The sequence below is a fragment of the Rhodococcus sp. NPDC056516 genome (genome assembly GCF_042794655.1).
Lineage (GTDB): Bacteria > Actinomycetota > Actinomycetes > Mycobacteriales > Mycobacteriaceae > Rhodococcus_F.
The window spans coordinates 30,236-42,201 of sequence record NZ_JBHTTG010000012.1 but is presented as its reverse complement, the minus strand read 5'-3'; the positions used below and the strand labels follow the sequence as shown (position 1 = coordinate 42,201).

Annotated in this window: 8 protein-coding genes; 4 read left to right on the top strand and 4 right to left on the bottom strand. The window is 62.3% G+C overall.

The window, feature by feature from the left end; translation table 11 throughout:
- Window positions 1-7 precede the first annotated feature (7 nt).
- From uvrB to ACFQ6Y_RS29560, 3 genes are all read left to right on the top strand, one after another.
- Window positions 8-2,170 (top strand): excinuclease ABC subunit UvrB, encoded by a 2,163-nt coding sequence (gene uvrB, locus ACFQ6Y_RS29570; protein WP_019748629.1) that lies wholly within the window; start codon window positions 8-10, stop codon window positions 2,168-2,170.
- A 45-nt stretch (window positions 2,171-2,215) separates the two neighbouring features.
- On the top strand, window positions 2,216-3,091 hold the full coding sequence (locus ACFQ6Y_RS29565; RefSeq protein ID WP_378640289.1) for a hypothetical protein: 876 nt from the start codon (window positions 2,216-2,218) through the stop codon (window positions 3,089-3,091).
- A gap of 188 nt (window positions 3,092-3,279) precedes the next feature.
- Window positions 3,280-3,732 (top strand): universal stress protein, encoded by a 453-nt coding sequence (locus ACFQ6Y_RS29560; RefSeq protein ID WP_003944055.1) that lies wholly within the window; start codon window positions 3,280-3,282, stop codon window positions 3,730-3,732.
- 1 nt (window position 3,733) lies between these two features.
- Here the strand turns inward: ACFQ6Y_RS29560 and ACFQ6Y_RS29555 are convergent, their stop codons facing one another.
- From ACFQ6Y_RS29555 to ACFQ6Y_RS29540, 4 genes are all read right to left on the bottom strand, one after another.
- Complete coding sequence (locus tag ACFQ6Y_RS29555; RefSeq protein WP_378640387.1) at window positions 3,734-4,141, bottom strand: hypothetical protein; 408 nt, start codon at window positions 4,139-4,141, stop codon at window positions 3,734-3,736.
- 138 nt (window positions 4,142-4,279) lie between these two features.
- Window positions 4,280-6,562, bottom strand: a complete 2,283-nt coding sequence (locus tag ACFQ6Y_RS29550) for a HelD family protein (RefSeq protein WP_378640285.1) — start codon at window positions 6,560-6,562, stop codon at window positions 4,280-4,282.
- A gap of 132 nt (window positions 6,563-6,694) precedes the next feature.
- Window positions 6,695-7,627: a DoxX family membrane protein gene (locus ACFQ6Y_RS29545; protein WP_378640282.1), complete on the bottom strand. Its 933-nt coding sequence runs from the start codon at window positions 7,625-7,627 to the stop codon at window positions 6,695-6,697.
- A 463-nt stretch (window positions 7,628-8,090) separates the two neighbouring features.
- Window positions 8,091-8,777, bottom strand: coding sequence for an MBL fold metallo-hydrolase (locus ACFQ6Y_RS29540; protein WP_378539699.1), 687 nt, complete (start codon window positions 8,775-8,777; stop codon window positions 8,091-8,093).
- 174 nt (window positions 8,778-8,951) lie between these two features.
- On the opposite strand from ACFQ6Y_RS29540, the gene uvrA reads away from it, so the two are divergent.
- On the top strand, window positions 8,952-11,912 hold the full coding sequence (uvrA, locus tag ACFQ6Y_RS29535; protein WP_378548178.1) for an excinuclease ABC subunit UvrA: 2,961 nt from the start codon (window positions 8,952-8,954) through the stop codon (window positions 11,910-11,912).
- The last annotated feature ends 54 nt before the right edge of the window (window positions 11,913-11,966 follow it).

Below are 11,966 nucleotides of genomic sequence, written 5' to 3'. Positions count from 1 at the left end.
TGGTTTCATGGCGTTTGCTTCCGAACATCCCGTGGTCGCCCATTCCGAGTTTCGTCCGGTTGGTGACATCGAGCGCTCAGACGCGCGCTTCGAGGTCGTCAGTCCGTACGAACCGGCAGGCGATCAGCCGGCGGCTATCGCCGAGCTGGAAAAACGGATCAACGAGGGGGAGAAGGACGTCGTCCTCCTCGGTGCGACCGGTACCGGTAAGTCCGCGACCACAGCGTGGTTGATCGAAAAGCTGCAACGCCCCGCTCTGGTGATGGCTCCGAACAAGACTCTGGCTGCTCAGCTCGCGAACGAGCTTCGGGAAATGCTTCCCAACAATGCGGTCGAGTACTTCGTCTCGTACTACGACTACTACCAACCCGAGGCGTACATCGCCCAGACCGACACCTACATCGAGAAGGATTCGTCGGTCAACGACGACGTGGAGCGGCTGCGCCACTCAGCGACGTCCAGCCTTCTCTCACGACGGGACGTGGTCGTGGTGGCCTCGGTGTCGTGCATCTACGGCCTCGGTACACCGCAGTCGTACCTCGATCGCTCGATTCAGCTCGACGTCGGTGTCGAGGTACCGCGCGATGCGTTCCTGCGTCTACTCGTCGACGTTCAGTACAACCGCAACGACATGGCGTTCACGCGAGGTTCGTTCCGCGTGCGCGGCGACACGGTCGAGATCATTCCGTCCTACGAAGAGTTGGCGGTACGCATCGAATTCTTCGGTGACGAGATCGAAGCGCTGTACTACTTGCATCCACTGACCGGTGACATCGTTCGCCAGGTCGACACAGTCCGTATTTTTCCGGCGACGCACTACGTCGCCGGCCCAGAACGCATGGAGCGTGCGGCCAAGGACATCGAGGCAGAACTCGAAGAGCGGCTCGCCGAACTCGAGGGCAAGGGCAAGCTTCTCGAAGCTCAGCGTCTGCGCATGCGAACGCAATACGACCTCGAGATGATCAAGCAGGTCGGGTTCTGCTCCGGCATCGAGAACTACTCGCGCCACATCGACGGCCGCGGTCCTGGAACTGCCCCCGCAACGCTGATCGACTATTTCCCCGAAGATTTCCTTCTGGTCATCGACGAGTCGCACGTGACCGTCCCGCAGATCGGCGCCATGTACGAAGGCGATATGTCGCGCAAGCGCAACCTGGTCGAATTCGGATTCCGGCTGCCGTCGGCCACCGACAACCGCCCCCTGACGTGGGAAGAATTCAGTAAGCGGATCGGTCAGACCGTCTACCTGTCGGCAACCCCCGGCAAGTACGAGTTGGGTCAGTCCGGCGGTGAGTTCGTCGAGCAGGTGATTCGCCCGACCGGATTGATCGATCCCGAGGTCATCGTCAAACCCACCAAGGGGCAGATCGACGATCTCGTTCACGAGATCCGTGAGCGCGCCGAACGCGACGAGCGTGTGCTGGTGACGACTCTGACCAAGAAGATGTCGGAAGACCTGACCGACTATCTTCTCGAACTCGGTATTCGCGTCCGGTATCTGCACTCGGATATCGATACGCTCCGGCGAGTCGAGCTGCTCCGGCAGCTCCGCCTGGGGGAGTACGACGTGCTGGTCGGCATCAACCTCCTGCGTGAGGGACTCGACCTTCCCGAGGTGTCGCTGGTCGCGATCCTCGATGCCGACAAGGAAGGCTTCCTCCGTAGCTCCACCAGCCTTATTCAGACGATTGGTCGAGCGGCTCGAAATGTGTCCGGCCAAGTGCACATGTATGCGGACAAGATCACCGCATCCATGGCGCAGGCGATCGAGGAAACCGAGCGACGGCGCGAGAAGCAGGTCGCCTACAACGAGAAGATGGGCGTCGACCCGCAACCGCTACGCAAGAAGATCGCGGACATTCTCGATCAGGTGTACGAGGAGGCGGAGGACACCGCAGCTTCGGTCGACGTCGGGGGTTCGGGTCGCAATGCGACGCGCGGTCGGCGCGCACAGGGCGAGGCCGGTCGTGCGGTCAGCGCCGGTGTGTACGAGGGGCGCGATACCAAGTCGATGCCTCGCGCCGAATTGGCGGATCTGGTCAAGGAACTCACCGATCAAATGATGAATGCTGCACGCGACCTTCAGTTCGAGTTGGCTGGGCGATTGCGAGACGAAATCTCGGATTTGAAGAAGGAACTTCGAGGGATGGACGCCGCAGGCCTCAAGTAGGTCGCCTCGCGCACGTTCGTGCTCGCGCCCGCTACGGTTTCAGGTATGGATGCACAGACTGCAGGCAAGACCGCGCGGACTCTCGAACTTCTTCACTCGCTGGCCTACTTCGTGCCGGAGACGGAGAAGGAACTTGTCGGCGTCGGGTTGGAACCTGGCCGAATGGTGTACTTCGCGGGGCGATCAGCGCCGCTCGGCGCTCCACCCGCGACTGTCGTCACGGCCACCTTCTTCAACTTCAATCCTGAATTGATCGCCAGTGTCATTCCGCGTGCCTGGGAATTGGCAAGGCCCACAGAGGTTGTCGCGGCGCGGTATCGGGCAATCGGCGCGGCTTACGTTCGTCTGTTCGGTGCAGATGTAACGGGGTCGGCGGACATGGCCGAGGCCGCCGAACTCGTGTCGATCGCGGCTCAGAACATTCCTGGAGTCGACGGCCGCTCCCTGTACGCGGGTTGGGCGTCGCTCGACTGGCCGACCGAACCGCACCTGCGTTTCTGGCATGCGCTGACACTGCTGCGTGAGTATCGCGGCGACGGCCACATTGCTGCCCTTCAGACCGCGGGATTGAACGGACTGGACGCGTTGATCACGCACACAGCCACGGGAATCGGGTTTCAGCGTAAGTTCGCACAGACTCGCCGCGGGTGGTCGCAGGAACAGTGGGACGAGGCAGTGGAGAGCCTGAAGGATCGCGAACTGCTCGACCGTTCGTCCGGTGCGCTGACCGAGGACGGGCAGGAACTGCGCGACGTCGTCGAAGACCTGACGGACGACCTTGCGCTTGCCCCATGGGATGCGCTCGGAGAAGAAGGTGCCAAGCGATTGCTGGAATTGGCGACGCCGTGGCGTGCTGCCCTGGTCGAGCAGGAAGTTTTCCCGGCGGCGCTGTTCGGGCCTCGCTTCGGCAAACTTCGCTGATCGGTCACTACGGGACAAATGTGTCTGTGACTGATGATCACATTCACTGTGGGCTTGTGGCGTGTACTGCAAATAACACTATCCGCGGCACAATCCCGCTAATGTCAGCGCAGCGGTTGTCGAGCGGGCGCAACAGCGTTGCGCCCGTTGCCGGCCGTACCGTCCGTCCCGTAACCATGGAGGAATGAATGAGTGCCTACCGGACCGTTGTCGTAGGAACCGATGGCTCCGAGTCGTCACTGAAGGCAGTCGACAGAGCTGCCGCCATCGCCAGTGGCTCGGACGCTCAGCTCGTCATCGCGTGTGCGTACTACCCGGCCGATCCCAAGGACGTGAGCGCTGCCGCTGATGCGTTGGGTAACGAGGCCTACCAGGTCACCGGTTCCGCTCCGACCTACGAGATCCTTCGTACGGCGCGAGAGCGTGCACACGCCCAGGGCGCCAAGGACGTTGTCGAACGCGCCGTCGTCGGCGCTCCCGTCGAATCGCTTCTTGCTTTGCTCGACGAGGTCAAGGGCGATTTGCTCGTCGTCGGAAATCGCGGATTGAACACTCTGACCGGGCGTCTGCTCGGTTCGGTGCCTTCCGATGCCGCGCGCAAGGCGACGTCCGACGTTCTGATCGTGCACACCGTTCGCTGATTTACCGGCAGTAGTCGGCTTCGGCCGCATCGACGAACACTTCAGCCAGCTGATCGACGCTGGGAAGTGGCGTCGATGCGGCCGAGCCGTTTCCGCTCGTGATCACCGGTTCGCTCGCTCCATTGAGTGATACCTGCCGCAGATTCGCGATGATCGTCTCTCGATCCGTGCCGGCCGCGAGCTGCTGGCAGACGCCGTCACCGAGCGCCTGCAACATGTCGTCGGAAAACGCGGGGTTCACCCCGGACGACGCGATCGCCGCTCGCAGACGTTCGGCGTCGTCCACCGGTGTTTCTGTGGGTGCGGCAGCAACAGCAGCGATGTCGTCGCTGCCTGCAGCTGCCGTCGAACTCGAATCATCTTCTGAACAACCTGCGGTCACCGCTGCCAGCATCCCGACACCGATCATCACGCGACAGATTTTGCGGATTGGTGGGGCGGAACTTGCGGGCAGGCCAAGCACGAGGTGTCATTCCTTCAGTCGTCGACACAAATTGGGGTGACATCCACGATTCGAGGTGTCACGCACGAACCTACTCCGTGAGGCTCACGAATCGAAGGCCAACTCTGCGGCCTCGACGCCGTCGAGAACCGCGGGGAGCGACTCGATGTGAATGATGCCGAGTCTCTGGGTAGCTCGGGTCAACGCGACGTAGAGGTCGTTCATTCCCCGGGGTGACTCGTCGAGAATGTCGGCGGGTTCGACTATCAACACGGTGTCGAACTCGAGCCCCTTGACGTCCTTGACCGACAGGACGCTCACGGTCTCGCTCGCAAGGCCCGCCAGATCGGCAACAACCCCGGAGCCGGCGATCACGGCGGTAATACCGGGGTGCGACTCGGACTCGATGCAGCGGCGCACGGTCGATTCCAATTCTTCGGCCGTGGTCTTGAGAGCCCACAGCGCGAATCCGCTGTCGCGCACCGACCGGGGCACCGACTGCTCCGGGTCGATCTCTTCGAGCACGCGGTGAGCGACATCCATGATCTCCGACGGAGTTCGGTAGTTCACGGTCAGTTCGGTGAGCTTCCAGCGCTTGGCGACGTAGGGCTCGAGGATCGTCTGCCAGGACGAGGTTCCCGCAGGATCACCGGTCTGGGCCGTATCGCCGACCAACGTCATCCACCGATTCGGTATGCGCCGCATCAGCATTCGCCACGCCATCTCGGAGAGCTCTTGGGCTTCGTCGACGATCACGTGACCGTAGGTCCAGGTTCGGTCGCCGGCAGCGCGCTCCGCCGTGGTCTGGCGCTGGCCTTGATCGTGGCGCTGGGCGAGTTGGCTGGCGTCGATCAAGTCGTACGCCATCAGGATCTCCGGATCCATCTCGTCCTCGAGGTCCTGTGGTGCGGAGCCGGTGAGGATGTCGAGAGCACCCTGGGCGTCGGCGATCTGTGCGCGCCATTCGCGTTGTGCGCGTTCGCGTTCGGCGGCATCGTCGACGCCGAGGATCTCGGCGAGTTCGTCGAGAAGGGGAGCGTCGGCCGCACTGAATCCTGGCCCGACGCTCTGCAGAAGCTCGTCGCGTTGTCCGTCGTCGAGTTGCGGCGCTGCCTTGGCCAACCTCGCCGGAGACGTCCACAGTTCCGCGAGGATTTGCTGCGGCGACAATTCTGGCCAGAGCTTTCCGATGGCGGACATGATGTCGGAGTCCTCGCGCATCTCGTCGCGAATGTCGGCGATGTCGTCCCGGCTGAGGAGTGAGCCGCCGTCGACGAGGTTTCCGCCGATGAGTTCGGCCATCTGCAGCGCCAACGCCTCGATGACCGCTGCTACGAAGATCGGGCGCGCCAGGTTGTGTGGGCGACGCGACGATCGAGCCCGACCGCGCGCCTTCGTGACGGTTTTGCGATCCAGCTTCAAGTCGTACGTGTCGAATCGCAGGGTGATCGGCTTGGACGGAACTTCCTGTCGATCCCGGACGGCGTTCTTGAGCACATCGAGAATCGCGAGCGAACCCTTGATCTCACCGGCGGCGAGGGAATCGGTACGTGTTGCGCGCACTCCGGGGTACAGGTCACCAATCGTCGAGAGCAGGACGCCGGTCTCACCGAGTGAAGGGAGGACCTGGCTGATGTAGTCGAGGAAGGTCGCGTTCGGCCCGATGATGAGAACGCCGGCCTTGGCCAGCTGCTGACGGTACGTGTAGAGCAGGAAGGCGGCACGGTGAAGTGCGACAGCTGTTTTGCCGGTACCCGGACCGCCCTGGACCACCAGAACGCTCTTGTGTTCGGAGCGGATGATGGCATCCTGCTCGCTCTGGATGGTCTCGACGATGTCGTTCATCTGGCCCGTACGTGCTGCGTTCAGAGCATCCAGGAGTGCGCTCTCACCGGCGACGCCGCCGGCTTCGGTGACTACTCCGGCGGCGCGGGCCGCATCGAGGTCCAGGTATTCGTCGTTGATACCCGTGACCGTGCGGCTACGGCTGCGAATATGACGTCGCCGTTTCACACCTTCAGGTGCCGCCGGCGTCGCCAGATAGAACGGCCGTGCCATCGGGGCGCGCCAGTCGAGGAGCAGCGTTTCGTAGTCGTTGTCGGTGTCCAGAATTCCGAGTCGGCCGACGTAGCGTCGCTCGTCGTCGAAGTCGATGCGTCCGAAACACATTCCGTTCTCGGCTGCGTCGTACTTGGCGAGATCCTCGGTGTACATGGCATTGAAGGATTCGCGTTCACTGCGTGCCTGCGGGGTGCCGCCGGTCTCGAGGAGGACCGTGCTCAAGCGTGTTTGGGCATACTTTCGAAGATCGTCGAGACGGGAGTACAGCATCGTCACGTACTGCTGCTCGAGCTCTTGCTCGTTCAGTGACGGGTCCGCGTCGGGCAAAGGATCTCCTAGACTTGATGAGAAATTCATGCGCTGCAAAAGCGCCAAGACAGTCTAGTTCCCCCAGATGAACTGCCGCATAGATACAGGTCAGGCCACCCGAAGGTGGCCTGACCGTGATTTTCGGTGCACTCAGTGCGTCAATTCGTCCTTCTTGGCGCGAGCCTTTTCGAGTGCCTTCTCGGCGCGCTTGCGGGCCCGCTTACCCAGCACCTCGGTCTGTTCCGACGCCGTCTCTGCCCACTCGTTGCTCTTCTCGAGCGCGAGTTCGGCGAACTCGGAGCTGCGCTTGCTCGCCAGCTCGGCCAGTTCGGCGCTGCGCTCGCGGGCGGTCTCGGCCAGTTCGGAACCGCGCTTCTGCGCGACTTCGAGGATGTCCGGGCCGCGCTCCTTGGCGACCTCGCTGAATTCAGCGGCACGCTTGCTCGCGATCTCCGCGAACTCGGAACCACGCCCCTTGGCGAGTTCGAGCCAATCCGTTCCGTGTGCCTTCGCGGTTTCGGCGAGTTCGGAACCACGCTCGGATGCCACCGACAGAGCATGTTCGACGCGATCGCTCGTGTGATCGGTCTGCGATGCGACCAACGGAAGTGCCGCAGCGATAGACGCCTGGGCCTTCCTCGCGGCGCGGCGGCCACGCCAGCCGAGCGACGGTTTGCCCTCGGTGTCGACGGACGCGATCATCAGTCCGCCGAGCAAGCTGACGTTCTTGATGAAGTTGGTGCGCTGCATCGCTCGCAGTGACGGATCGGTTTCGTTCCAGAAGTCGTGGCCGGCCAGTGTGGTGGGCACCAGGCTTCCGGCGAGGACCAACGACGCGAGCCGCGGAGCCTTGCCTGTGGCGAGCAGGGCACCGCCACCGATCTGGACGATGGCGTTGATCTTGACGAGTGTTTCCGGATCAGCAGGCACCTTCTGCGTCACTGCTCCTGGCAGCGTCTCGACGGATTTGTCGATCATGGGTGACGCTTTGGCTGCTCGCTGAGCGGGGTTGCGCAAAGCATCGATTCCCCCGGCGATGAAGATCGTGGAAAGCAGTGGACGAGCAATTCGACGTACCAGCATGTTTCAAGCCTCCCGATGTAGGTTCGTTTTCCACCCTAGCGATCTCACGAGGAATTAGTCCGGTTCGGCGATCCGGCGACGCCCGACCCGGCTGACGGATTCCTAGTCGCCGAAGTGCGTTGTCCTGCGTCGATGACTTCGTCTTGGGTTCGGACAACTCGCTCGGAAGTATCCGTTACCGCGTATCCGCCCACGGCGTGTTCGAAGGCGGCACACAATGCAGACCGATCGACCACCATGGTGCGGTGACCACCAAGATATCGGCGAGCCCACCGCGTCTGTGGTCTTCGATTTGGGTGCAGCGCCATCTGAGACGCCGGGGGCGTGGGCCGTGTTCGGTGAACGGATGGTCGAAGGCCTGGGCCGGACTCTGACGACCTGGCTCCCACGACTTCGAGTCAATGGCGAACAGGTCAGAGATGAACGAGCCGACTAGCGGGATTCAGCTCAGACGGGTGAGACGTCACCAACCGCGTTCGCGCCACTCCGCCAAGTGCGGACGCTCGGCGCCCAGTGTCGTGTCCTTGCCGTGCCCCGGGTAGACGACGGTTGCGTCGTCGAACCTTCCGAACAGCTTGTTTTCCACGTCGTCGAGTAGGGAAGTGAACTTCTCGGGGTCGGCGGTCTTTCCGACGCCTCCGGGGAAGAGTGAATCACCGGTGAAGAGGTGAACCTGCCCGCTCGGTTCGGTGAGAGCCAGCGCGATGGAGCCGGGAGTGTGTCCGGACAGGTGAATGACGTCGAGGCTCAAGTTGCCAACGTTCACCTTGTCGCCGTCTTCGAGGAGAACGTCCGGGGTGACGGGAAGGACATCCGCGTCGAGGGGGTGAGCAGCGGTCGGCACCTTCGTGGCGGCGTGGACGTCCTGCAAGGCCAGCCAGTGGTCACCGTGCTGGTGGGTGGTGACGATGGAATCGAAAACAGGTGCTTCCTGTTCGATGAGCGCGATGATCTTCTCGGCTTCGTTGGCCGCATCGATCAGGAGAGATTTCCCGGTCGTGGAACAGACGACGAGGTAAGTGTTGTTGTCCATGGGGCCGACCGACATCTTCGTGATGACGGCGCCTTCGACTGTGCGCCGCTGAGGGGCAGAATCGGGGGAGACCTGACCGGTGTAGGAGTCGTCGATCACGATGGGCTGATTCGTCATGAATCGCAGGCTACCTTCGAATAGGGGCAGGTAGAGCGATGGGCTCGCTTGGTGAGATAAACGTGTCGGTGGCTCGGCCTACGATGACGATCGCTCGAGGACTCGCGTTTGCGAGGCCGCTCGAGACTTCTCCGGGGGGACGGCCCCAGATGATTGACAATGAAGGGAATTGGTGTGGCGGATCGCCTGATCGTGCGGGGTGCGCGTGAGCACAATCTGCGAGGAGTCGATCTCGACCTCCCGCGAGACAGCCTGATCGTCTTCACCGGGTTGTCGGGCTCCGGCAAGTCCAGCCTCGCCTTCGACACGATCTTCGCCGAAGGTCAGCGCCGCTACGTCGAGTCGCTCTCGGCATACGCGCGTCAGTTCCTCGGTCAGATGGACAAGCCGGACGTGGATTTCATCGAAGGACTGTCCCCTGCGGTGTCGATCGACCAGAAGTCGACCAACCGCAACCCACGTTCGACGGTGGGCACCATCACCGAGGTCTACGACTACCTCCGACTCCTCTATGCCCGCGCAGGTTCAGCGCACTGCCCGGTGTGTGGTGAGAAGATCGCCCGTCAGACGCCCCAGCAGATCGTCGACCAGGTGCTCGAGATGGACGAGGGCATCAAGTTCCAGGTCCTCGCACCTGTCGTCCGTACACGTAAGGGCGAGTTCGTCGATCTCTTCGATCAGCTCAACACCCAGGGCTACTCGCGAGTGCGCGTCGACGGTGTCGTCCATTCACTCGCAGATCCGCCGAAGCTCAAGAAGCAGGAAAAGCACGACATCGAAGTTGTTGTCGACCGCTTGCAGGTCAAGGCGAGTTCGAAGCAGCGCCTGACCGACTCGGTCGAGACCGCACTTCGATTGGCTGAAGGCATTGTCGTCCTCGACTTCGTCGACCGTGAGGAAAATGCACCTGATCGGGAACGTCGCTTCTCCGAGAAGTTGGCCTGCCCGAACGGCCACGCACTCGCCATCGACGATCTCGAACCCCGCTCGTTCTCCTTTAACTCGCCCTACGGCGCCTGCCCGGAATGCACCGGCCTCGGTATCCGCAAGGAGGTCGACCCGGACCTGGTGGTTCCCGATCCCGACCTGAGTCTCGAAGACGGAGCAATCGCGCCGTGGTCGATGGGCCAGAGTTCGGAGTACTTCGGACGGTTGCTCTCCGGCCTCGGCGACATCCTCGGTTTCGACATGAAGACGCCGTGGAACAAGTTGCCGGCGAAGGCCCGTAGAGCAATCCTCGAAGGCAGCGAGGAGCAGGTTCACGTCCGGTACAAGAATCGGTACGGCCGTACCCGTTCTTACTACGCGGAGTTCGAAGGTGTGATGCCGTTCCTGCATCGCCGGCTCGAGCAGACCGAATCGGATCAGATGAAGGAACGGTACGACGGGTACATGCGCGATACCCCGTGCCCGGCGTGTGGTGGTGCTCGCCTGCGCCCGGAAATCCTGTCGGTAACTATCGCGGCTGGGGACTTCGGCAGTAAGTCCATCGCCGAGGTCTGTGAACTGTCGATCTCCGATTGCGCGGACTTCTTGAACAGCCTCACTCTCGGCTCGCGCGAAGAGGCGATTGCGGGTCAGGTCCTCAAGGAAGTTCAGGCACGACTCGGGTTCCTGCTCGACGTCGGCTTGGAATACCTTTCCCTCTCGCGTGCCGCGGGCACGTTGTCCGGTGGCGAGGCCCAGCGAATCCGCTTGGCAACGCAGATCGGTTCCGGACTCGTCGGCGTGCTGTACGTACTCGACGAGCCGTCCATCGGCCTGCATCAGCGTGACAATCGACGACTGATCGAAACCCTGACGCGCTTGCGCGACCTCGGCAACACGTTGATCGTGGTCGAGCATGACGAAGACACCATCCGTACATCTGACTGGGTGGTCGACATCGGACCGTACGCCGGCGAGCACGGCGGCAAGGTCGTCCACAGTGGGCCGTACGAAGAACTGCTGACGTGTGAAGAGTCCCTGACCGGCGCCTACCTGTCGGGTCGCAGCTTCATCGAGGTTCCGGCCATTCGTCGGCCGGTGGACCGCAAGCGTCAGGTCACGGTCGTCGGAGCTCGCGAACACAATCTCGACGGCATCGACGTGAGCTTCCCGCTGGGCGTTCTCACCGCTGTCACCGGTGTCTCCGGTTCGGGTAAGTCGACGTTGGTCAACGACATTCTCGCGACAGTCATGGCGAACAAGCTCAACGGCGCACGCCAGGTGCCCGGCCGTCACACACGAATCAACGGTCTCGATCAGCTGGACAAGCTTGTGCAGGTCGATCAGTCTCCGATCGGCCGGACTCCGCGATCGAATGCGGCGACGTACACCGGTGTCTTCGACAAGATACGAACCCTCTTCGCAGCCACTACGGAAGCGAAGGTCCGCGGATACCAGCCTGGCCGGTTCTCGTTCAACGTCAAGGGTGGACGCTGCGAGGCGTGCTCCGGCGACGGAACGCTGAAGATCGAGATGAACTTCTTGCCGGACGTGTACGTGCCGTGCGAGGTGTGCCACGGCGCTCGGTACAACCGCGAAACGCTCGAGGTCCACTACAAGGGCAAGTCGATCGCCGAGGTTCTCGACATGCCGATCGAGGAAGCAGCCGAGTTCTTCCAACCGGTCACCTCCATTCACCGGTACCTCAAGACTCTGGTCGACGTCGGTCTGGGCTACGTTCGACTGGGTCAGCCGGCTCCCACCCTGTCCGGTGGTGAGGCACAACGCGTCAAGCTCGCCGCCGAACTGCAGAAACGGTCGACCGGCCGGACCGTGTACATCCTCGACGAGCCCACCACGGGTCTGCATTTCGAGGACATCCGCAAGCTCTTGATCGTCATCAACGGTCTGGTCGACAAGGGCAACAGCGTGATCGTGATCGAGCACAACCTCGACGTGATCAAGACGTCGGACTGGGTCGTCGACATGGGACCCGAAGGTGGATCCGGCGGCGGAACCGTTGTGGCGCAAGGTACTCCGGAGGACGTGGCCGCGGTCCCCGAGAGCTACACGGGCAAGTTCCTCAGTGAAGTTCTCACCGCACAGCACGCACCGGTCAAGGCCAAGCCGATCACCAAGAAGCGCGCAACGAAGGCAGTTGCAGCTAAGAAGGCTGCGCCACGGAAGAAAGCTGCTTCCGTGAGCTAGCAGAACGTGAGTAGGTAGAAGTCGGTCAGTGATGCCGGGTCGGAATCCGACCCG

Excerpts from the sequence above, each read along its gene's own strand:
- uvrB (WP_019748629.1), top strand. The coding sequence starts at position 8 with ATGGCGTTTGCTTCCGAACATCCCGTGGTCGCCCATTCCGAGTTTCGT.
- ACFQ6Y_RS29565 (WP_378640289.1), top strand. The coding sequence starts at position 2,216 with ATGGATGCACAGACTGCAGGCAAGACCGCGCGGACTCTCGAACTTCTT.
- ACFQ6Y_RS29560 (WP_003944055.1), top strand. The coding sequence starts at position 3,280 with ATGAGTGCCTACCGGACCGTTGTCGTAGGAACCGATGGCTCCGAGTCG.
- ACFQ6Y_RS29555 (WP_378640387.1), bottom strand. The coding sequence starts at position 4,141 with ATGATCGGTGTCGGGATGCTGGCAGCGGTGACCGCAGGTTGTTCAGAA.
- ACFQ6Y_RS29545 (WP_378640282.1), bottom strand. The coding sequence starts at position 7,627 with ATGCTGGTACGTCGAATTGCTCGTCCACTGCTTTCCACGATCTTCATC.
- ACFQ6Y_RS29540 (WP_378539699.1), bottom strand. The coding sequence starts at position 8,777 with ATGACGAATCAGCCCATCGTGATCGACGACTCCTACACCGGTCAGGTC.